The 23,441-nt window shown below is 43.9% G+C and carries 16 protein-coding genes; all 16 read right to left on the bottom strand.

Annotation, left to right across the window (positions count from 1 at the left end):
- Nucleotides 1–7: 7 nt before the first annotated feature.
- Entirely contained in the window at nucleotides 8–1,339 is a 1,332-nt protein-coding gene (locus FZF08_RS24695; RefSeq protein WP_159475023.1) for a right-handed parallel beta-helix repeat-containing protein, read from the bottom strand.
- 94 nt (nucleotides 1,340–1,433) lie between these two features.
- Nucleotides 1,434–2,531 carry an endo-1,4-beta-xylanase gene (locus tag FZF08_RS24690; protein ID WP_159475020.1) on the bottom strand — a complete coding sequence of 366 codons (1,098 nt, stop codon included), beginning with the start codon at nucleotides 2,529–2,531 and terminating at the stop codon, nucleotides 1,434–1,436.
- Nucleotides 2,532–2,780: 249 nt separating this feature from the next.
- Nucleotides 2,781–4,223: a glycosyl hydrolase family 28 protein gene (locus tag FZF08_RS24685; protein ID WP_159475017.1), complete on the bottom strand. Its 1,443-nt coding sequence runs from the start codon at nucleotides 4,221–4,223 to the stop codon at nucleotides 2,781–2,783.
- Between the two features lie 138 nt (nucleotides 4,224–4,361).
- Nucleotides 4,362–6,092: a RagB/SusD family nutrient uptake outer membrane protein gene (locus FZF08_RS24680; RefSeq protein ID WP_159475014.1), complete on the bottom strand. Its 1,731-nt coding sequence runs from the start codon at nucleotides 6,090–6,092 to the stop codon at nucleotides 4,362–4,364.
- Nucleotides 6,093–6,113: 21 nt separating this feature from the next.
- On the bottom strand, nucleotides 6,114–9,014 hold the full coding sequence (locus tag FZF08_RS24675) for a TonB-dependent receptor (protein ID WP_159475011.1): 2,901 nt from the start codon (nucleotides 9,012–9,014) through the stop codon (nucleotides 6,114–6,116).
- A gap of 47 nt (nucleotides 9,015–9,061) precedes the next feature.
- Entirely contained in the window at nucleotides 9,062–10,891 is a 1,830-nt protein-coding gene (locus FZF08_RS24670; protein ID WP_159475009.1) for a RagB/SusD family nutrient uptake outer membrane protein, read from the bottom strand.
- An 11-nt stretch (nucleotides 10,892–10,902) separates the two neighbouring features.
- Nucleotides 10,903–14,397 (bottom strand): TonB-dependent receptor, encoded by a 3,495-nt coding sequence (locus FZF08_RS24665; RefSeq protein ID WP_159475005.1) that lies wholly within the window; start codon nucleotides 14,395–14,397, stop codon nucleotides 10,903–10,905.
- A 114-nt stretch (nucleotides 14,398–14,511) separates the two neighbouring features.
- Complete coding sequence (locus FZF08_RS24660) at nucleotides 14,512–15,360, bottom strand: FecR family protein (protein WP_159475002.1); 849 nt, start codon at nucleotides 15,358–15,360, stop codon at nucleotides 14,512–14,514.
- A 91-nt stretch (nucleotides 15,361–15,451) separates the two neighbouring features.
- Nucleotides 15,452–16,087, bottom strand: a complete 636-nt coding sequence (locus FZF08_RS24655; RefSeq protein ID WP_159474999.1) for an RNA polymerase sigma factor — start codon at nucleotides 16,085–16,087, stop codon at nucleotides 15,452–15,454.
- Between the two features lie 398 nt (nucleotides 16,088–16,485).
- Nucleotides 16,486–17,256, bottom strand: coding sequence for an SDR family NAD(P)-dependent oxidoreductase (locus FZF08_RS24650; RefSeq protein WP_159474996.1), 771 nt, complete (start codon nucleotides 17,254–17,256; stop codon nucleotides 16,486–16,488).
- 82 nt (nucleotides 17,257–17,338) lie between these two features.
- Nucleotides 17,339–18,805 (bottom strand): alcohol dehydrogenase catalytic domain-containing protein, encoded by a 1,467-nt coding sequence (locus FZF08_RS24645; RefSeq protein WP_159474993.1) that lies wholly within the window; start codon nucleotides 18,803–18,805, stop codon nucleotides 17,339–17,341.
- The gene (locus FZF08_RS24640) at nucleotides 18,802–19,197 is read right to left on the bottom strand and encodes a VOC family protein (RefSeq protein ID WP_159474990.1); all 396 of its coding nucleotides are present in this window, start codon (nucleotides 19,195–19,197) and stop codon (nucleotides 18,802–18,804) included. Before FZF08_RS24640 ends, FZF08_RS24645 begins: the two co-directional genes overlap by 4 nt.
- A complete protein-coding gene (locus tag FZF08_RS24635; protein ID WP_159474987.1) occupies nucleotides 19,194–19,985 on the bottom strand; it encodes a sialate O-acetylesterase in 792 nt (263 codons plus the stop codon). Before FZF08_RS24635 ends, FZF08_RS24640 begins: the two co-directional genes overlap by 4 nt.
- Nucleotides 19,986–19,988: 3 nt before the next feature.
- Nucleotides 19,989–22,073, bottom strand: coding sequence for a heparinase II/III family protein (locus FZF08_RS24630; protein ID WP_229216685.1), 2,085 nt, complete (start codon nucleotides 22,071–22,073; stop codon nucleotides 19,989–19,991).
- Nucleotides 22,045–22,734 carry an RraA family protein gene (locus FZF08_RS24625; protein ID WP_159474985.1) on the bottom strand — a complete coding sequence of 230 codons (690 nt, stop codon included), beginning with the start codon at nucleotides 22,732–22,734 and terminating at the stop codon, nucleotides 22,045–22,047. The genes FZF08_RS24630 and FZF08_RS24625 overlap by 29 nt, the downstream gene beginning before the upstream one ends.
- Nucleotides 22,734–23,432, bottom strand: a complete 699-nt coding sequence (locus FZF08_RS24620; RefSeq protein ID WP_159474982.1) for an SDR family oxidoreductase — start codon at nucleotides 23,430–23,432, stop codon at nucleotides 22,734–22,736. Before FZF08_RS24620 ends, FZF08_RS24625 begins: the two co-directional genes overlap by 1 nt.
- Between the last annotated feature and the right edge of the window lie 9 nt (nucleotides 23,433–23,441).

Below are 23,441 nucleotides of genomic sequence, written 5' to 3'. Positions count from 1 at the left end.
AATTGGGTCAAAATGTCTGTTCGTAAGCGCCGCAATCAGGCGCTGTTTCTTTGGGCCGAACTGTCCCTAAAATGTCCTTCACACTAAAAAAGCCCTTTACACCGCTCCCGTGATTGACAGCCGGACTGCTTTTCTTCAATTTAAAATCTGCCAAATTATGATCGGTCGACGGTTTTACAAACTGAGGGTCTGCTTCGATGTCGTTTTCTCCTTTATGGCCCACCTGGCCATTGAAATAGACATTATTGGCATAAACCTCCGTTGTGTTTTTCGGTTTGGAATTGCATAACCCACCGTCACGTGCGTACATGATGTTGTTGATGATGTTGACATCCTGGCATTGATTGGTGAAAATATCCGGATAATTCATCACGGTTCCGTTGTGGTAAGCGGTGTTGTTGATGATGTCCACATGATCGGCCTTGAACGAGTGGATTCCCGACCCCCCGTTGTTGAAACTCACATTATTTTCGACCAGCGTCCTGCCCGTATATGCCTCTTTGGCGGTTGCGGCAGGTGAATCCTGATTATTGTAAGCATGCTGATTTACATCGATAATGATCCCATTGCCATCGCTGAGCCTTTTCAGCTGGATCCAGGGAACGGTGGTTTTATTGCCGCTTACGATGTTGTTTCTGATGATGTTTTTGTAACCCGTTACCTGATCGCTGTTGAATGGTGTAAGAATACTGATACCGCTTCCTGCATACATCATATACCAGGCATTATTGAAGACTACGTTGTTCTCAATTGTAACATAATCAGTCTGGATCGCACTGATGCCGCCACCCGGAAAATCGTGGACAATGCAATTGCGCACTACAATATGATGCGGAAATTTGGATTCTGCCTTAGGCCCGCCGATGGTGATTGCGTTGGTATTGAAAGCTGCGTACCCGGAGTAATTCTTTCCACCGTTGAGATGCTCGTTGTAAACTGCCATCGCTCCCTCATAGGTAAGATTCGCATTATTACCTTCCATTTCAAACCCCTCAAATAAAATGTACGAGCCATTAATCGCAACCGTATTCCATACATTCCCAGATGCAGTCAGTTTAGGGGTATGTCCGGGATATGATTTGAAAACAATGTACTTATCCGCTTTCCCCGATTTGGTAATGTTCAATAGTGGGCCCGAAACAGACTTGTAAGTACCATTCATTACAAAAACGGTATCTCCCGCTGTGGCCAAATCGGCAGCTTTCTGGATTGTCAGGAAGGGTGACTTTATACTGGCGCCTGTGTTGCTATTATTTCCGGACGCTGCTACGTAAAAATTAGCCGCTATACCCTGCAAACAGGCACAACATAAAATACCTATTGAGATAATTATCTTCATTAAATTAGCTGATTATATTCGAAAAATAAGACAAATCGTAGTCTACTGTGAAACGCACCTTCGTACGATTTATCCCGTTTGCTTTACCCAAACTTTATTTTAACCCTTCTGCAAAACCTTCGTAACTTATCTTGGGTTTATATTTTTCATCAAATAATAATGGAAAATCTGAACAGCTGCAAAATCCTGGAATCCAGCTATCCGCATCTCCAACGCCCCACATGGTAATACCAAATTGCTGTTTGACCGGAACAATACGCTTGTAAGCCGCGACGACAAACTTGTATTTTTCCTTCTGCTTTTCTATTAATTCCGGGGTTGCTTTAAAATCAGGCTTTTTGGTAGCATTTATCGCGATATCCAGCTCTGAAATATGGATCATCAGCCCTGTATCTGCCGATTTTTGAAGGGCATTCTCAATACCTGCATCCGAAGTACTGATGCTGATATGCATTTGCAAACCCAGACCATGGATTGGTATTTTGCGCTTTTTAAAATCGGCTACCATGTTCAGGACAGATTCCAGCTTTTTAGGATTTCCTTCCTGCCCATATTCATTGTAGAAAAGCAAAGCTCCGGGATCGGCCTGATGGGTATACTGAAACATTCTGGCCACATAATCCTTCCCTAAAATTCCGCCCAGGTTCAAAACTGTTTTTCCTTTATTGTCCTGTACCTCAGTTCGCACCGCACCGTCCTGATTATTAAAAGCCTCGTTTACCACATCCCAGGAAGCTACTTTTCCCTTGAAATGATTACCCACGGTTGCAATATAATTTTTCAGGACATTTTCAAGTTCTGTTGAATCCTTTATTGCCTTCATCCATTCGGGTGCCGTGTTGATGTACCAAACCAGGGTATGGCCATGTACACGTTTATTTTGTTGTTTCGCAAAATCGATAAGGTAGTCCGCCTGTTCGAAGTTGAAAACGCCTTTTTGCGGACTAATCCGACTTGGTTTCATGTAATTGGCGACTGTTAAACTGGCTACCTGTTCAATGATTGTCTGGCGGTATAGCGCATTATTTTTAACCATTGCCGGATCAATGGCAAAACCAACAGGAAAAGGCGCCTTGTTTTTCAACATAGAAATTTGACTGCTCTGGGAAGCTGCCAGTTCGCATCTTGTGATACAGATAAATACTGCCAGGCAGGCTGAGATCATCGTATACCTGTATTGATTAAAGTCCATTATTTCCGGTTTTTCTTTAAAAATTCATTCTAATTATTTCGAAAAATACTTTTTGGTTCTGCACTTTAAGTGATGATACAATCCATTGTTTTCCACTCAGGCAACTATCGACAATCATGACATGTAAAGGTGCCAAACTCAGGAAGACGGTTTACTGTCGCCAATTAAAACTGCAAAGAGTAGAGAATTGTCACAAAATTTTGATGATTCAAATAAGAAAATGGTATCCTATCCACGAAAAGCTGATCCCTATTCGAAGGTTATACCAGAGGCAAAAGCATTGCTTCCCAAGTTGCCTTCCGATAAGGAATTTACCTTCAACCCGGCCATCTTGAAATTCTTAAATTTCACTCCTGTAATTCTTGCACGCTCCGTCCCGAAAAAACCTCCCTCATCGGGATTTTTATCGTCCACAGTTACATTTTCAAAAAGCCAGTTGGTTGTACTTTTGTATCCTGAATTGAAAACAAAAAGTTTATTGGTATTGTAACTGCTGGTTTTAGGATGGGCCTCAATTCTCAGATTTCTAAATGTGATGTCACTTACTGTAAGGTCCGTGCCGGTTGCTCCGTCCACTACGATCACCCCTACACCACCATCCTTGCCGATCAGGTTAATATTTTCCAGTATTATTTTTGAGGTAGATTTTTGGTTGCTTACCCAATAAAGCCTGCCCCATGGCCCGCCCCATGCTACAATATTTGATATCTTGCAATTGGTCGCGCCGTGGGACATGAAAATATCATCATTGTTAAAAATGAAACAATCATCAATCAGATGGTTGTTGCCATTTACCCAGAACCCATCCGTATTGCCGTTCCAGGAAATGAGTTTCAGATTGCGAAACTGGTTATCAAAAGTCAAATTATCACTATTATAAATAGGAATCGTCCAGCCGCAGCTGTTGGCAATGATGATGCCTTCCATTTGCAAATTACTGGTTCCGTTCGCTTTAATCGCAGAATGTGCCCCAAGCCAGGCGATATCCGTAGACTCATGTTTCCACTCACCCATGGTCAGGATACCTCTTCCCCTGATGCTGATATTTTTGGTATTGTACGGAAGCATAAAAGAACCTTCCACCACCGCACCTGCGGCGATGTAAACAGATTCGCCGGACTTTATACTTTTTTGCAGGCCAATGTTGTGTACACCCGGCCCGTAATAATACGTGGCGGCCGTATTAGGAACGTCCGGGGCTTCGGCGAAAAGAAATAAAGGGTTTTTCCTGTCATTAATTTCGATGGAAAGTTTGCGGGGTTCGCCTAAGGTAAAAGTGACTGTGTTTCCATTGACTACTGGGTTGATACCAAAATTCAGAGGCCTTATCATAACCTGACCTGCCGCAGATTTGAACGTCACTTTCACCTCAACAGCGGTTTCAAGCATGGCAAAACTGGTGAAAGAGGCCGAAGCCTGCGGTTTTGGAGCTCCTCCAAAATAGGTATCTATCCAATAATTATCGGTTTTGTACACAAAAAGAGACTGATAATCTGTTTCTCCCTTTTTGCGGACTTCAACGATATAATCATCAGATTTTTTCAGATGTTCAACCAGGTTAAGATCCCCCGGAGCAGGATAAACCGTCAGCGTTCCGCTAACTTTTATCGCTGCGGCCGGTAAGCTATTTATTTCCTTTTTGCAACCACCAGTCGATATAAAAAGCAGGCAGGACCAAATGATCATTTTCATAACGGATAGCTATCACATGTTTAATTATAAAATCAACCTGACGGTCGTCATTTGGCAATTTTCTTGAAACCGATTTAAGCATCCATCTGATTGCCGAATCCTGAACCACTTAGCAAAATTCCCTGACAATGGCTGATGCTACCACATTGGGTTCTGTTCCAGGGCATTTGAGATATTTATGTCGCTTTGAGGTATCGGGTAGAGGTACATTTTAGGTTCAAAAACCCGGTCTTCCACCTTCACCGGTTTGTAGGTAAAAGTATTGTCCGGATTCTTTTTGATTTCTACACCGTTCAGCGCTTTGGCAAAATAAGCCTGTCCCTGCATCCAGCGGCGCACATCCCAGAAACGGTGATCCTCAAAAGCAAACTCAACCCGCTTTTCGTTTCGTATCTTTTCTCTCATATCCGCCTGCGAAAGACCCGCCGCCAGAGGAGGCATAGCGACACCGGTTCTGGTCCTGACCAGGTCCACATATTTTTTGATGTCAGCATTTCCCGGGCTCCATTCGTTCAGGGCTTCGGCATAATTCAGGTAAATTTCCGGGTAGCGTAAAACGATCCAGCTATGTACACCTGTATTCCCGTTTAACAGATTCAAACTTTCAATCTGATATTTACGAAGATAATATCCTGTTTTAGAAGCATTTATTATAGGTTTTCCATCCAATCCCCCGTTCCATAATTCAACGTTGCGGGAAGGTGTACCGAAGGCGCTGTTGTTTGTAACAATCGAAAACCCTAACCGCGGATCCCGGTTGGCGTAGGGATTTGCCGCCATAACCGGATCGTTCCAGTTGAAAGGAACGGCGGTAGTCGCATTTACTTTTACCTCATAGGCGTCAACCAGATCCTGCGAAGGCGTATTACCACTGAGACCCAGATTAAAGCCGATGGGTGAATTATTTTTTTCAAACTGATTACTCGCACCGTTTCTCCTCGTAAAGATGATTTCGCCATTGTTGAAGGTGTTAAAAAGCGATTTATACGCTCCCAGGGTCGGTAGTGCATCAGCATCTATTACCGCTTTGGCAGCGTCCGAAGCTGCTTTCCAGCGAGCCATCCTGTCGCCGGAAGGTAGAGATATCAGTTCAGGTTTTGCATATCCCCCAGCCCAGGAAGGGTTATTGAACAAATCACTTGCGGCATATAAAAGCACTCTGCTTTTTAGCGCCAGCGCAGCTACTTTTGTTACCCTGCCGAGATCTGTGGCAGCGATGTAAGGAGCCGTTGAGGCGTTCAAAGGAAGCTGAACCGCCGCTGAGTCACACTCGGAAGTAATAAATTGCAAACATTCATTGAGCGAGTTACGCGATATACCCGAGAAATCGTCTTCCAACGAAAGCGCATTATTCAGAATTGGTACGCCGCCGTATCTTTTGATCAGTTCAAAGTAAAAATATGCTCTCAAAAATCTTGCTTCATAACGCCATCTTTTAATGGCGGCAAGGTTCGTGTTGTAAACAGCCTGCCCTGAAGAGGAAGGATCCAGTTTCCAGGGATCCAGATTAATTTTCCCGGTTGATAATAGAAACTGGTTCACTTTGCGGATGCCCCGGTAATAATTCCCCCAAACCTGATCCGGGTTACTGATGGCATTCCAGCTGCCCGTGTTAAAGGCCTGAACAAAATTTGTTTCTGTGGTAAACTCTGATTCGTCGGTAGCGGATGACATCATGGCTGCTCCTCCTATGTAAACCGTGCCGTCAGGAACATCAGCATAAATTGAGCTTAGCGTTGCCTGCACATTGGTGAACGATTGCTGAATTTCATTTTGCCCGATGGTCGTTACAAATTCCCGGTCAAGATCCTGGCAGGCACTTAGCATTACTGCAAAAAAAACAGAACAGGCATAAATATATTTTTTCATTTTCGAATCGATTTGAAAAGATTACAATTGAATTTTGATTCCGGCCGTCAAAGTTCTGGTCACGGGATAGCCAGTTAGCGATTCAGGATCTCCGTATTTTACTTTATCCAAAGAGAATAAATTGGTTCCGTTGACAAAAACACGGACTGCGTTGATCCTGATCTTTTCGGAAAAGCTACCCGGCAGCGTATAACCGATCTCTGCACTACGTAATTTGATAAAATTGCCGTTGCGCTGCCAAAAGGAAGAGAACTGGTAATTATTAAGATTGTCTTTTGAAGACAGTCTTGGATAGGTTGCTGTTTCAGCAGTTTCAGGTGTCCATCTTCCTTCCGCAATTGGCGCTACCTGACCATTTCCCTGAAAAGCGTGGAAATAGTTACCGCCCAAATAAACAGTACTGCCCGTAACCCCTTGAAAAACAAGATCAAGATCAAATCCTCTGTATTGAAGACCGGCATGGACACCTGCTGTAAAATTAGGAAGGCCTGGATTTCCGATAGGCATCCGGTCATTGGCGTCAATGATACCGTCGGGCTTGCCAGCAGCTCCGCTGATATCCTGATATTTAATATCTCCTGCTTTGATAGCCTCCGTCAGCACGCCTGCAACACTTCTTGGATCGGCTTGCCGTTTTGCAATGTCATCAGCAGAATAAAACCCTATGGCTTTAAGACCAAGCGGTTGTCCAATTCTTTTTCCGGTCGCGTACAACTGCTGGTTGACCTGAAGAGCTTCGGCGTTGAAGATAATTTTGTTCTTAAAATAAGAGATATTTCCTTCTACAAAATAGTGCAGTTTGCCTTTGTCCATACTGCTGTATCTCAGAGATAAATCAAAACCCCGGTTATTTGTTTTGCCCTGATTAAGGTTAGGTGTAAGGATACCTGAAAATAAGGGCGTTGTACTGCTGGAAGAAACTAAAATATCGTAACGATCCCTGTTAAAAAAGTCAGCAGATAAAGACAGGTTTTTGAACAAGGACACATCTACGCCAATATTGAGATTTTTTTCCTTCTCCCAGGTTACGTTGGGATTGGCAATGGTATTCTCAGCAAAACCGCCCACGCCATTATTACCTGTACCAAAAAAGTAACCTGCCCCGCCAAAGGTTGGCGTATAGGCATACCGCGTAGAAAGTCCCTGGGAAGTTATAATATCATTTCCAGTGATACCATACGAAGCTCTCAGTTTCAAAAATGAGATCGCTTTTACGTTTTTCAAAAATCCTTCATTTGAAACAATCCAGCCAACAGAACCTGCCGGAAAAAATCCATATCTTTTTCCAGGGGCAAAGCCTTCACTGCCCATGTAAGCGGCAGAAAATTCGGCTATGTACTTGTTGTTGTATACGTAGGTTAAACGTCCTGCACCATTGTTATGTTTGTACGCATCTGTTGAGTTTGCAGAAGGTGTTGAAGGATCAGATGTTGGCCCAAACAGCGTAACATTATCAGAATTGAACATGGCCATTGCCGAAATATCACTTTTCCCGAATACCCTTTTGTAGTTTAGAAAACCCTGAATGATCAGATTTCTGTATTGATCCAGTGTTTGCTCAGTACCTGCAAGGGAACTCAGCTGGCCGATGGCGGGTCCGTAGAGCGTATCACCCGTTACACTTTTAGAAATTGAAAACCTCGGATAAGTCTTGCTCTTTTGCGAGCCTGATTCGAAATAATTATTGATGGAAACCGCGCCTGAAACACTCAGTCCTTTGGTGATCATATCCAGCTGTTCGGTCAGTTTTAAGGAGGATAAAATGGTCCGTGAATTATTTCTAAAAAAACCGGTTGAAAGCATGTTGCCAACAGGGTTTGAGTACAGACTGTTTCCACCGTAACTACCGTTGGGATTGTAGATAGGAAATGCGTTCGGAGACAATGAAGCCAGCAGGTTAAAAGTCCCTCCGGTCGTATAGTTATTCGGATTGTTGCTTTGTTCGATGGAACCTGCAATTTTAAATTCAGCGGAAAGTCGTGATGTCAGGTTGACATCCAGATTTGTCCGGAAATTATACTTTGCATACTTGGAATTGGAACTCTCATCGTTTTGATCTCCGAATTTCTTGAACAAACCCTGACTGCTCAAAGCGTTGAGCATTACAAAATAGCGTACAAAATTGTCGCCCCCGCTAAACGTAAGGTTATAACTGGACACCGGAGCCGTCTTTCTCAGGACCTGCTCATACCAGTTCACATCCGGATGAAAGTACTTATCCGTTCCATTTTGATAAGCATCCAAATCAGCCTGTGTATACCGGGTAGCGAGGCCGTCATTGGTAAGTGCTTCATTGTAAAGTGAAGCATATTGATAAGAATTCAAAAATTTGGGCAGGTATTGGGCATTATTAAAACCTTGTTTGGTTGTGAAAGAAACTTTCAACGGGCCTTCCTTGCCTGATTTTGTTGTGATCAGCACTACCCCATTGGCAGCCCTCGCACCATATACTGCCGTGGCTGCTGCATCTTTCAAGACAGAAACAGATTCAATCTCTTCAGGCATTAATTGCATCACCGCGTTTGAAGCTCCGGCTCCGTTGCTGATGTAGCCATCAATAATATACAAAGGAGCTGTACCGGCACCGCCAATCGTATTGATCCCTCTTACAAAAAGGCCTGGTGTTGAGGCACCCGGCTCCGATCCTCCTTGTGATACCGTAAGACCGGGTAGCCGGCCATATAAAGTATTGCCCAAATTCAGTGTAAAGTTCTTTTCCAGATCAACGCCGTTAACTGTCGATATCGCACTTGTAACCTGGTGCGAAGGCTGCTTTCCAAATCCGATATCCGTCAGATTTGATTTCCGGTAAACAACAGCGGTATCCTCTTTTCCTGTATTTTGTGCGTACAGTGCTGTTATTCCAAGTTGGAGAACAAGCACTAAAACGGTTCTTATTGTATATGGTAATTTCATAATCATTTTTCTGACGGGTTAAAATATCTAACTCAACATCACTTAAACCAATGTCACCAACCTGGATTTTGAACCAGATTTCCCTTTTGTACCTCGTTTTGAGGGAAAGGATGCAGATACATGTTCTGGTTGAAAGTTCTGGTTTCGAAGGTGTAGGGTTTCCAGGCGTATTTATAGCCAGGCGCAGTACCTGATCTGGTAATCTGCAAGCCGTCAAAATTACCTTTCATTACACCTTCCTGTTCGGCAATAAGCCAGCGTTTTACGTCCCAGAAACGATGGTCATCGTTCACCATTTCTATGGCTATTTCATTTCTGACCCTTTGGCGAAATTCCTCTTGCGTTAATGATGCAGGCAAATCCGGCATTCCTGAGCGTGTTCTGATGGCATTTACAGCATCATGAGCTGCTTTTACAGGCCCAGAAGCTTCGTTGAGTGCTTCTGCATAATTGAGGTATAATTCATTTACCCGAAACAATACATCATTCATTACAAAATTTCCGCTGGTTGCATTTCTTGGAATGTATTTTCTAAGCCAAACGCCTCCCTTGCAATTGACATAATCCTTACCGCCACTATAAATCTGGGCAATGGGATCCCTTGCGGTATAATAGGAATTGGTGTAGGACATGGTTTGTTTAAACCGCGGATCGAGCTGAGTATATTTCCCGATAAGGTCATCGCCGCCGGCTGCGTCCCAGGTTTGCGGAGTGCCGTCCATTTTTTCGTACTTTTTAATAAAATTCAGAGGCACACTGATACCACTCCAGAATGAGCCATAACAGGACGCGTTCCAGAAAGTCAAAGGAGCATTTCCAATATTCGTAATTCCTCCAACACCGGCAGCACCGCCCTGGTACATGAATATCAACTCTTTGTGATTAGTCGTTTCCCACGATACCCTGTAATTTCCCAGGGCACCCTGCGTTCCATTGTCTGTCTCTTTTGGATTTCGGTTTGCCACCTCATCAATTAGTCCATACCCGTTGGCAAGTGCCAAGTCCAGTGCTGCTTTGGCAGCATCTGCCGCCAGCTTCCAGCGGTTTACATCATAATTTCCATAACAAATCAGGTTATTATTAGCGGCATTACCCATACTTAAAACCGGCGTGGCGGTATTAAATTGCGGACTGGCTGCGTATAACAGCGCCTCCGATTTCAGCGAAAGCGCTGCCACAGAAGTAGCCCTCCCGGTTTGGGAAGCGGAATAGGTAGCAGGCAGGTCTTTATATCCTTCGTCAATATCCTTTACGATGAAATTGACACAATCAGCAAACGAACTTCTGGGTACGTCCACTTTGACACCAGCTTCGAACACCTGCTCTACGATGGGTACCCCTCCGTAACGTTTGAGCATTTCCATGTAATTCAGGGCTCTTAAAAACCTCACCTCACCTATGATCTGCTTTTTGTAAGTATCGTCCGCATCCGGCACCTCGTCGATCCTTTTCAAAACCAGGTTGATCTGACGGATGGCGATCCAGCGGATAAAATATCTAAAATCCTCATTATTGAGGATGTTGTTGGGCAGGATCACCCCTTCATTCCAGCGGTTGCTGCTTACGAAGGCAGCCTCAGAAGCATCTCCTTCATCACTCATACTTGAACTGGGGTGGATACAATCCGTTGCGTTGACGCCCGAAAAAGGCGTGTAACCACTGGCGGGAGTCGTTACTGTTTCTCCCTGAGTCCTGTACCGAAAGTTGGAGTGTACTGCGTATTTATAGATCGTGGCCATAAAAATTTCAAGACTGGCTTTATCCACAAATGCATTATCCTCAGTAAGATCGACACCAGGCGCCTTATCCAGGAACTGTTTGTCACAGGATGAGGTCAAAAGGCAGCCTGCAAAAATTGCGAAAAGTAAATATATTTTTTTCATGATCGATATGCTTAAAAACTAAGGTTAAGGCCGGCGTTGATCGTACGAACAAGGGGATAGGGTTCCGTATTGGTATCACCCGTCGCAGTGTTTTCAGGATCAATACCGGGATACATTTTTTTCCAGGTGAAGAGATTATTCGCATTGACGTATATACGGCAAGTTTTTATGCCCAGCTTTTTGAGCAATCCTTCCTGAAATTTATATCCCAGTTCCGCATTTTTTAAACGCACATAACTTGCGTCCGCAAGCCAATAGGACGAACCGGCATTATTGGGACTGCTATTCACCGAAAATCTTGGAAACTTGATCGGCAAACCGGCATCATATCGTTCCTGCGTCCAGCTTTCGTTCATGTAACTGGCAGAGCCCTCGGGCGGTGCCTGACCATAACCGGTTCCACGCTGAAAGCGGGTGTAATAATGCGACACATTGCCTACGCCCTGAAACAAGACGGATAAGTCAAAACCTTTGTAATTGAGGCCTAACGAGGCACCGAAAGTTTTTTCGGGTAAATTAGAATAGCCAATCGGGACGGCATCGAAGTCATTAATAACACCATCTCCATTGTAATCCTTGTATTTGATATCACCTGGCTGTATTTTGTTATTTACATATTGGTAAACAGGCCTTTGGGTGTCGTTCACTTCTTCCCAAGTATTGTAAAGTCCATCCGCAATGAGGCCAAAGTTCTGGCCTAAACGTTTGCCAGTACGATTCTGGTAGGTATAAATATTAGGGACCTCATCCCGGTAAAGTACTTTATTTCTTGCAAAACTATAATTGGCTGAAATACGGTAACCAAATTCTCCCGCGTTTCCCTGGTAGGTGATATCGGCCTCAAAACCTTTATTCTGCATCCTACCCAGATTGCTTGCAGGTTGTGAAAGCCCTGTGATAGCTGAAATAGACTGGGGTGTGGCCAGGATATCGCTACGCTGCTCACTGAATAAATCGCCTGTAAATTTGATTCTATCTTTCCAGAAAGCCATTTCAAGTCCGACATTTTGTTTCACAGCGCGTTCCCAGGTAACATCGGGATTGCCTGTTGCCCCTTCACGAATTCCGGTGTATCCGCTATAAGTAGAGCCTACATTACCAAAATAATACATATTGGGAACGCTGCTGTAACTGGTCGGCCTGTAAAGAAAACGGGTACCGCCGATGTTATCATTACCCACTTCTCCGTAAGAACCGCGGACTTTCAAAAAGGTTACAAAAGCTGTTTTAGGAAAAAATGGCTCCTGAGAGGCAACCCAGCCTAATGAATAGGCAGGAAAAAAACCAAAACGCTTACCCGGGGCAAAATTCTCAGTTCCGTTATAACCCACGTTGACCTCCGCAAGATAACGTCCGTCATAATCGTAAGTAGCGCGTCCTACAAAACTCTGGTATCCTTTAGGAACCAAAAAAGCCAAAGTCGGATCAAAGGTTTTTTGCTGATTGTATAGCAACAATCCAGTCACGTTATGTTTGCCAAAACTCTTTTTGTAATCAATACCAAATTCAGCTGTGATCCTTCTGTTGTAGGTACCGGTCTGGCTAAAGCCAAATTGCGCGTCGGTTGTGGAAGGAACATAATTGATGCTTCCATCGGGAAGTTTAACAGCCAGGTAAGTGATCAGGGTTTTTGTATTGACAATCTGCTGGTCATTGTAGGTCTGCACGGCGATATTGCCATGGGTAGATAACCCGTCAAGAACAAAACCAAGATCGTAATCAAACCGGAGTAAACCATTTAAATAATTGCGATAGGACCTTTTCAGTCCTCCGGCGAGGTTGGGGTAGAGAAGGGATACGTAAGGATTATTTTGGGATCCGGTAGAAATATTGACGATCTTTCCATCTACTACGCCCGGTGTACTTAACGGGCTGGCGCGAAACACATCGGCCACAACACGTTCCGTACTGGACCCATTATTGCCGCTTCTCGATTCAGTCTGTGAGGAAAGATCCAATGACATTTTCAACCGTTTAGTCAGATCAAAATTGAAATTGGAGCGGATGTTGTATCTTTTAAAAACAGACTGCGGAGAAAATGCGTCTGTCACATCTTTGGTATCTTTAAACAAACCTTCCTGACTAAAAAGACCCGCGGAAACGAAATACCGCACTTTATTTTGCCCACCACTGATACTGACATTGTGCTGGGATTGTTTTGATGACTTCTTAAACATTACATCAGGCCAGTTGACATTCGGATGAAAAACAGGATCTTTACCATTGGCATATAAGGCTATGTCCTCATCGGTATATTTAGGTGAATATACGGTGCCGGTTGTGTAAGCATCAGCCTTCAAAGCATCGTTAAAATGGGTGGCGTAATCAGCGCTGTTCATCATTTCACGCATGCCGGTAAATGAATTGATACCCTGATTAAAGGTGTAGCTGATTTTAGGTGGCCCGACTTTTCCTCTTTTCGTCGTAATAATCAATACACCATTTGCTCCACGTATACCATACACGGCTGTGGAGGAAGCGTCTTTCAGGATGGTAACGGACTCAATTTCATTGGGATCGATGTTATTATAATTATCAACCTGAATACCATCTACCAGTGCGAGCGGGTCAGTACTTCCTGAAAATGTACCTACACCGCGTATCCTGATTTTAGAGCCGTCATTTCCCGGCTCCCCGCCCGATTGGGTCGCAAACAAACCCGGTAAGCGACCAACTAGAGAATTGCTGATATTGGCCACAGGTGACTGTACCAGTTCTTTCGTCCCGATCGTTGAAATAGCACCTGTTGAATTGATCTTTTTCTGCGTTCCAAAACCTACGACGATTACTTCATCCAAAGATTTATTATCGGCAGCAAGCACAACATCGATTTTCAAACGGTTGGCCAGCGCTATTTCCTGCTTTTCGTAACCAACAAAACTAAAAACCAACATGACATTTTTGTCAGGCACTTCGAGGCTAAAATTACCATTTTCATCGGTTGCCGTACCGATTTGCGAACCTTTGATCACCACATTGACCCCTGGCAACCCCTCTCCATTGGCCTGATCGGTAACTTTCCCTTTGACAGTAAAGTCTGCCGGGTGCATCGTTCCAATAGGAAACTGCGGAAGTGATTTTTTTTCTGACAGAGCAGACTCATGGAAATCCCCTAACAATTTGGGGCCGGATGATACCGTAGAGATACTCTTTACTACTTTCACCGGCAGAATGGTGTATCCACCACCTTTCAATTTTTTGTACTTGAGGTTTAACAGTGGCAGCATCCGTTTCAGGATACTTTCCACATTATCATTTTCATTGACAACCAAGGGCATCACCTTGCCTTCTATCAATTCCCGCTGATAAACAAAATTCACTTTGTGGATGGACTCTACCTTATTCAAAAACAGTATAACACTGTTGGCCCCCTCCTGCCCGGCCCCCTGAGCATGAACTACCTGCCGGTCAAGGTACACATAAGTATCCTGGGCTTTTACCTCCAAACCAACCCTAAAAGAAAAGAGCAGGATAGACAAGGAAATTAAATGGAGAATTTTTTTCATAGTCCAAACATTGGTTTAATGATTTGTATCGCTTTCAACTGTCAAACAGACGACCTACCGACATTTCCCGTTTTTCTATGATTTTTTTCTGATTTTTTTTAATTTTAGCTTGTGCTATTTAAAAAGAAACGTTTCATCTCTCTTTTCAACCTCCAAATCCAGAATAGTAGCCAGGTTTGTGATAAAATCGTCCGTCGATTTAAGGCTCAGTTTCCCATTTAATCTTTTGTTTAAATAAGACGTGTCAGCGAAGGATATATGGATTCCATAATTGTCCTGAAGCATTTCTGCAATTTCAGACACGGGCTTGTCATCCAAGACCATCATCGATTCTTTCCACGAATCATAAAGCTCCGTGCGCACAATCCTCAGCTCGATCGGCTGCTTTTTATCCATAACAGTTGCCATGTCACCAGGCTTCATTATCACAGCGGGCAGATTTGGGGCGTGAAGTTTTACTTTGCCTTCGTGCAACACCACTTTGGTATTTTTCCTTCTCGCGATCACGTTAAACTCAGTGCCAAGTACTTCCACCTCTGCTTCCGTAGTGTGCACGATAAACTTTGCCCCGTTGTGTTTGGCAATGGCAAAATAAGCTTCCCCGGTAAGCCAAACCTCCCTAACCTTGTTATCGTCGAGATTATTGCCAATCTTTAAAGTGGAATTGGCATTAAGTGTTACCCGGGATCCATCCTCCAGCGTAATTTTTCTAATCTCGCCATAGGCAGTCTTATAATTTTCCTGATTTATATTCCACCACCCAATACCTAACGCTACCACCAGAAATGAAACTGCCGCCGCAGCTAGATAATACGGGCGGTTCCACCATGGAACAATTACTTCGTGCTTATTTATATCATTCCAAATCCTCTTTCTTATCCTTTCCAGGTCCTCCTGTGAAGGCGAGTTTTCTTTAAACTGAATTTTTTTTATATGATCCTCCGGCTGATCTTCCTTTTCCATGTTTTCAATTATTTTAAAAGATGCTCAAACAACAGGCATCTCATTGCTAAACGTACTTTATGAGCATTTTCCCGTTTTCCCGGTGATTAATTTACCGTATTCTTACCATGTACCCTACAAGGACGGCAATGCTCACATTGATAAATATACCTTCACGATTTAGCCGTTCAATGACGGAAATCCGTAATGCCGACAATGCTACGTGAATGGTATTGTATACGCTTTTCATGGTAATATTCATCACTTCGGCTGCCTGCTGGTAACTAAGCTCTTTCATAAAAACCAGGTACAAAATTTCTTTCTGACGCTTTGGCAGCCGATTGAGCTCGGCCACCACCACCTCTTTTTGCCGGTCAACAACCTGCTGCTCTACAAGCTCAGTCTCATAAGACTGGATTAAAAATTCAGCCCGGTCAAAAATATAGTCTTCCGAATCCAGTTTATTGAGCCTGGCCGAAGCATCAGTAAGGCGCCTGCGGAGTGCACGATACAGGTAAAACCGGATATTATCCGTGGTTCCGATTTTATGACGATTGTTATAAATGTGCAAGAAGAGTTCATGCAGGCAGTCTTCGACCAGTTGCCTGTTACGCACCAGATTGTAGCCATACCTGTAAAGGTCAGCTGAAAACAGTTCGTAGAGCCGAGAAAATGCATCCTGGCTTCCGGACCTAAATTCATCCCACAAAGATCTATGCTCTTGCGGAGTCAGTTTATCCCTTATCATCTGGCGAAAAAATTAAAACCATAAATTGAGCTGAACTACTTTTTAATGTTAATATTCTTCTAAGACCGGTAATTTATCCATCTACCCTCAAACAGCAAAAATGCGTAACATTCAAAAGCCGGTTTAACAAAAATCCAAAATTACGAAATCAACTACCTAAAAATCGAAGAATTTTATAACCGTTTACGCAAACGTTTGCATTCATGTGGTTTAAAAGCCACTTATGGTTTTACTGCTTATGCTTGTGAATACCCGGACCAACGTGGCATCCGTAATTCGTGTGAATAAATTTGTCCATGATTTAGTCAATATAATCCATTATTTTTTTCTGCTTTTGCTTTGCCCACCCAGTTCTGAACGTGACAGTCAGAAATACTTTCATACAGGTAACTTCTGGATTACCTTCCCATCCAACCACCGTCCACCGTGAGTATCGTTCCGTTTACGTAATCGGATGCAGGTGAGGCCAGAAATACTGCGGGCCCTTTAAAATCATCTGTATTGCCCCACCGGTTGGCCGGAATCCGGCTCAGGATCGCGGTATTCCGGTCTCCGTCGGCCCGTAAGGCAGTTGTATTATCGGTCGAAATATAGCCCGGTGCAATGGCGTTCACGCAAACTCCCTTTGAAGCCCATTCGTTTGCTAATGCCTTGGTAAGCGACCCGATTCCCGCCTTGCTGGCAGCATATCCCGGCACATTGATGCCTCCCTGAAAAGTGAGCAATGAAGCGGTGAAAATGATCTTCCCATTTCCTCTTATGACCATGTCTTTACCAAATTCTCTGGCGAGAATGAACTGCGCATTAAGGTTAATTTCAATAATTTCATCCCAGTATTCATCAGGATGCTCCGCAGCGGGTTTACGCAGAATATTTCCTGCATTATTGATTAAAATATCCACCGGAGGGCATTCTGCTTTCACTTTTTGAATGAATACATACAAATCAGCGCGATTTTTGAAATCACACTGATAGGCATAAAATTTCCTTCCAAGCGCTACTACTTCCTTTTCTATCTCGCTGCCGGTAAGTTCCAAAGAAGCTGATACACCAATGATATCCGCACCCGCTTCGGCAAGTTCGATCGCCATCGCCTTTCCGATTCCGCGCTTGCAACCTGTTACAAGTGCCGTTTTTCCTGTTATTTTAAAAGCGTCCAGTACATTCATATCTCTCTTTCGTGTTTACAATGTGTTTTGATTCCAATGTAGAATCCGGCCAATAGGGCCGCAGTTTTTGAAATGGATTCTCTTAAAAAGTTGCCAGCTGAGGGTTACATTCAAGAATATATTTCATCCCGGCCGGGTTGCTGTCGATGGTTTCGAAAATCCGTTTGGCATCTTGCAAATGGGCAATTTCAGTGATCAGTTTGTCAAGTGGTAAAACCCCGGATGCTGCCACAGCGATCGCTTCTTCGAAGTCTTCCGGTTCATATACACGTGCCCCGATCAACTGGATTTCTTTCCAGAAGAAGCGAAACAAGTCCACCTGTCTGGGTTCCGGGTGAATCGCTACCATCACAATCCGTCCGCGTACCCTGCATAGTTGTGTCATCGTCGTAACAGCTGCCTGCACACCAGAAACTTCAAAAACCACATCAGCCATCGCACCATCGGAGAATTCTTCTACCGCTTTAAGCACGTCTTCACTCAGTGGGTTGACCGTGTTGAAACCAAGCGACTGAATAAATGAATTCCGGTTTTCATTAACCTCAGAAATCAGGACATTTGCACCTTTCTGGCGAGCTGTCAGTGCAATCAGCAAACCGATTGGTCCACCTCCAAGGACTACAACATTTTCTCCTGATTTCAGCCCGGCGAGCCTGATGTCATGGCAGGCCACAGCTAGTGGTTCAATCATCGCGCCCAGTGCTAAGGAGAGGTTATCCGGCAAACGGTGTAGTGTAAACGCAGGAACGTTCCAGTACTGTTGCATGCCTCCCGCAGAATCGATTCCTATAAACTTAAGATTTTGGCCGATATGCCTGAAACCGTTATCGGATGGAACTTCTGCACCTGGATTTAAAGGGCGAACAGTAACTTTATCACCTATTTGCCAGCCTGTTACCCCTTCTCCAATTTCTTCAATTTCGCCCGAAACCTCATGCCCGATAATTTGAGGTGGCTTCACCCTTGCATCCATTTTGCCGTGATAGATATGCACATCTGTGCCACAAACGCCAACATAAGCCATTTTTAGACGTACTTCGCCGGCTTTAACTGGTTGTTTTTCAACAGTTTTTAAAGTGAAGGAATGATTTCCTTCATACTGTAATGCTTTCATATTTTTAGTTTTTTTGCTATCAATAGACTTATTTTCCCTTGCTTTTGCGGGAGTTTTATCTTTGACCAATTGTAATGTATTTCCTTCCGGGTCTTTGAATGTGCGGACTTGTCCGCCACCCGTTGCGGGCGAAAGCGGGCTTATCCATTCCACTTTGAATGTATCCAAATGAGCAATTCCTGCTTCAATATCATCAACACCATAAGCTACGTGCGACCAGCCCAAAGTTAGGTTAGTGCGCTCCGGACGAGGCTTCCCATCATTCGGTAAAATCTCTAAAATTGAATCATCGGGTGCTTTCAATAGCCATATGGGCCTGTCGTCTCTGAATATTTTTTCAAAGCCCAATGTTTCGCAATACCAGTCGGCAAGTGTATCAACGTTGCCCGCAGCAACGGCCGGGTGATCTAAACCCTTGATTTTGAATGAGCTCATAAATTTATTCTTTCTAAAATTTGAATCATATTTCCTTCACAATCAAAGGCGTTTCTTACCTTTCCACCGCCGATGGCGTTAATCACTGCTCCTCCCCAAACGATGCCTTTTGCATCTAAAAATGTGATGGATTCTTCAATATTTTCAACCCGAAAAGCCAAATGTGACCAGCCAGGAGTCCAGGTAGTGCGGCTTTGTCTGATGGTTTCATCTTTTGGCATAATTTCTAGTAAAGTATTATCTGGCGCTCTCAGCATCCAAACGGGCTTGTCCGGTTCGACGTTTCGATGCCGAAACCATTTTTCATAGCCGAATACGTTACAATACCAATCAGCCAGGTTTTCGACATCATCGGCGGCAACGGCCGGGTGGTCTATTCCTATGAATTTCATTTTTCTTTCTTGTTAAATTCCTGAAAAGCAGTTGCATATCTTTTTCCCAATTCCCTGGCTGATGCACTGTCAAAATGGGTGTCATCGCCTTTGTGTTTTAAGCCAGCAGAACTTACGACCGCGGTGTATTTAGTTTGGTTTGGTAGTTGTTCAATTGCCTCATTTACTTTATTTGCATAAGCATGGTTTGCAATGTAAAAATCCGCTATTTTCCCGGCTACAAATGGCAAGTCCTTGATTTTGAGATTTTTACGAAAATTTTTAACCAGCAATTCTAATTTTGTCAAATAAATAATTGACAAAATTGAGTCGCTGTCTGATTCGCCTTGCTGCCATAAAATGCCTTTCAAAATACCCTTTTGCATGGCTATATTGGTTCGTTGAATGGCATCATCGTAGGGATAAGTTTTAGTTGGTTCGTAATATTTTTCAGGTTCCCAAACGCCAATGGGCGAACCACCCACAGCACAAGGAATGAGGCCAATCACAATATTCGTGTCCATTTTAGCCATTTCTTTGGCAAAAGCAAGCCCTGGACCAACGCCTGCAACGGTGGGCTTATCAAAGTGCAAAGGCTCAGCAGCTAATTCCCATTGATTACTTTTGTTAAGCATCCACACGCGTGGGTGTGTCGTTTTATCTTCATTTTCCACAACTCCTCGCCCTGCCATATTTGACTGGCCTGCCAAAAGAAACAGGTGAAATTGCTTTTTAGGAATCGGTGGTTGGCCGACAACAAAATGTGTCGATGAAATAAATAAAACGTAAAATAAAACGAGGTCTCTCATGGCTTATTCAATTCGTTCCAGTTCATATTGCTCCTCATTTTTCCTTAAATTCCAAGTGCGTCCATGCCCCGAACTCAATGAGAAAGAATCATCATCATTGATTTTTAACGTCCAATATTTAGTATCGCTTTTTAGTGTATAGTTATTCCGGCTTACTTCCAAATTCCAGTTAACCAACAAATCAGGTTTATCCAAGGCAATGACATGCACTACAGTGCGAGTTGCCAATTTTTCTTTTTCTGTAAAACGAAACACATAGCTATCGCCCGATCTCCCTTCGCCTAATTGATTCGGTTCTGGGTGATAAGCATCGTGTAAAAATCCATGAACAGGATACGAAAACGAGCCGTTTCCGCCATGGAAGAGCTTCATGCCGGAGTCATTTTTCCGAACAGTTAAGCAGTTATTTTCCATTTGCCATATTGCTTTTCCATCCCGGTTATTCACAACCCAGTTCCAAATGGTATTTTCCGGGTAATCGGCTGTTATACTATCAATTACAAATAAAGCGTTACTTCCTGCCAAAATCCAGAACCTTGAAAATTCTTGAATAGGTTGCCCATATGCTTTACCCACTTCCGAACCGATGACTGAAATCACATCGTCTTTTTCACAAATCAGAAGTTTATCGCCTCGGTCAATTTTCTCACTACCTTTTCCATCAACGATAATCCTTCTTGGGAAAACGCTTTTCTGCTCCAACAAGGAGGCTTTTGCCAAATCTTCCTGCAAACCCAAAGATTCTTTTTCAATCAAAAAGGTGCAGGTATTGTGTGTCTGTGAACTGCTTTCTAATCCGTGGATCAGGTTCCGGTAACAGCTGTGACCCGGATCAGCCAGGAGGCGCTCGTTGTTGTGTACTAGAATGAAACTATTCAAGTCGCCATGCAAATGCCCCAAACCGTTAAGCGGCTGGCTTCCTCCGTTGGTGGCAATGATGGTTTTCCCATGCCAGGCATCTCTGATAAATGCATTTCCATTTGAGAAAATAGCCGTTAAAGGTAAGTCAGCTTCTTCTGGTGAAATGGCCTTTGTTGGATAAGTTAAGAGCGGCAAGGTCAAAAAGCCCCAGTCGTTTCTCATGCCCAAAGTTGCCAGATCGTGTGGTCCTTGTTCCGGTACTGATGCATAGTATTTTTCAAAAAGCCATTTCGCCAAACCTTTTGCAGATTCAGAATGACCCCGAACGGCCATGTGCAAAAGCAGATCACCAGACGGACGAAAAATGGCGGCACTATCATTAAAATTGGCTGCTCTGGCCCGTGGTTCATCGCCCCAGCCAACGAGTGGTTTGGCATAAAACATACTCGTTGCAAACCAGGTTGCCGATGAATCAAATGAAGGAAGAACATCCTGCGCCATTGAAGGGTATTTTCTAAAAACCGCTTCTTTTGCGAAAGTCAGTGCCAGCAGCAGGTAGTTTCCATATTGCAAAGATTCGCCGTACGATCCATCGTCCTGCATGGCTTCATGGCAAAGTTTCAGCTCAGGAAGTAGTTCAGCTACCGTTTTTTCATCTTCTAAAACGACTGCCGAAACTAGCGCGCCGCTGACCAAAACACTTCGCCAATTGGCCAGATGATTATTTGTTTCAATCCATTGACGGCATAACCCGATGCCTTTTTCGCGAAGTGCATCGCGGATTTCTGTTTGCTCAATTTCAGAGAATACGTTTTTTGCAAGGTCGTAAACTGCGGAAATTCCCCAGCAAATATGCGCAGTTTCCAGATGACCGGTCAGCGGTTCTGAATGATCACGAAAAGGGGGACCTACCCACTCATAAGGCGGTTTTCTAACGATTTCAAGCGTAATGGCACAGAGCCAGTCCGCCAATGCCGGGGAAGGCTCTATCGCATAACAAATTGCCGCATCTGACAAATATTCCGCCGCAGAATGCCACCAGATCGTGGTTGCATCCGGGCCAAGTAAATTTCCCCAGGCAACTCTCCGGTACACTCTTTTTTGAAGTGCAGCATAGAAAACAGAAATCAACGAATCTTGTTTACCGATTTCTTTACCTATGATTTCCTTCTCTGTATCATTCAAAAAAATCGCCATATCAGAAGTATCCCCCGTTTTTAACCACATCTGTCGGTTTCATTCCGCTTTCAACCATGATCCGGATCTCGTCTTCTTTGAAAAGTAACTTTTCAGCAGCGATCAGCACATCGTAAGCAATGGCCTGTGGGATTGAGATTGCACCGTCGACGTCACCGAAAAGCCAGTCTCCGGGATTGACAATCACTTCGCCCATCAGGATCGGCTTTTGGTAATGATACATCCTGAACCTCCCCAACATGCCCGTGTTCGCTTTGTATTTATGAAATATCGGAAAACCCAGATCCAGTAATGCCATCGTGTCTCTAATGCCGTTGACTATTGCACCGCGGCAACCGATTTTCATCGCTGCCATGGTCATCACCTCGCCCCATTGCGAGGTAACCATATCACCTGTGCAATCCCATACCACGACAGAATCTTCATGCAATGCTTCCAGCATCTCTGCCCGCATTTCAAATTCTCCTTCGGTGGTGATATCCGGCCCTCCTTTTACAGTAAATGCCATACCGGCAAGCTTCATTTTTTCACGTAAAGGAGCGAAAGCAGCCGGCAGACTTGTGGCGTGCATCTGGTAATTGAACCGAAGCACATCATTAACTGCGCCCGTGTATAATTTTAGATAACGTTCCCGCATTTCTGAAACAGGAATCGGGAAGGGTGACTTGGAAATATGTCCGTTGGAATTCATCAGGCTAAGAATTTCATGTTATCAAAATTAATTTCTCTAATCAGCACGTATTCAGGCTGATCCAATACGAAGGTGATCACCCTTGCAACATCTTCAGCCTTCAGAAACTTCTCTCGTGGTACTTGCCGGTCCCCCCAGTAGTTGCTATCGGTGGGCCCCGGATTGATGTCCGTTACTTTGATCCCGAGTTTCAGGGCCTGGTCGGCCATACCGCTGCTCAAACCTCTTGCGCCAAATTTTGAGGCACAATAAACCGGTGCATTAGGATTTGTTCTTTGTCCGGCCATCGAAATCACGGTCAGAATATGGCCGGACTTGTTGTTTTTCATGATCTTTAAAGCTTCACGGTTGCATAGAAAAACACCTTTTACATTGACGTCAAACATCTGCTCAAAGGCATCCAGTTCTGTTGAAGAAAGGTCTGGTGAAACGAGTCCCAAGCCTGCATTATTTAGCAAAGCATCTACCGTTCCGAACGCTTCTACACAGGCTGCAAAACCAGCGATCACGTCTCCTTCAACGCTTACATCACCTTTGAATGATCGTAAATTTTCGTGCGAAACTTCATCTGAAAGTTTATTTGTTCTGCTAAAATCGAAGATTTTCGCGCCTGCTTCCAAAAGCATCAGTGCGGTGGCTTTTCCGATTCCGCTTGATGCTCCTGTGATAAATACTACTTTGTTTGATAAACTGGACATATTAAATCA

It is taken from the genome of Dyadobacter sp. 3J3 (assembly GCF_009801115.1).
Taxonomy (GTDB): Bacteria; Bacteroidota; Bacteroidia; order Cytophagales; family Spirosomataceae; genus Dyadobacter.
Note: the sequence above shows the minus strand (reverse complement) of the source record. Positions and strands in the feature narration are given on the sequence as shown.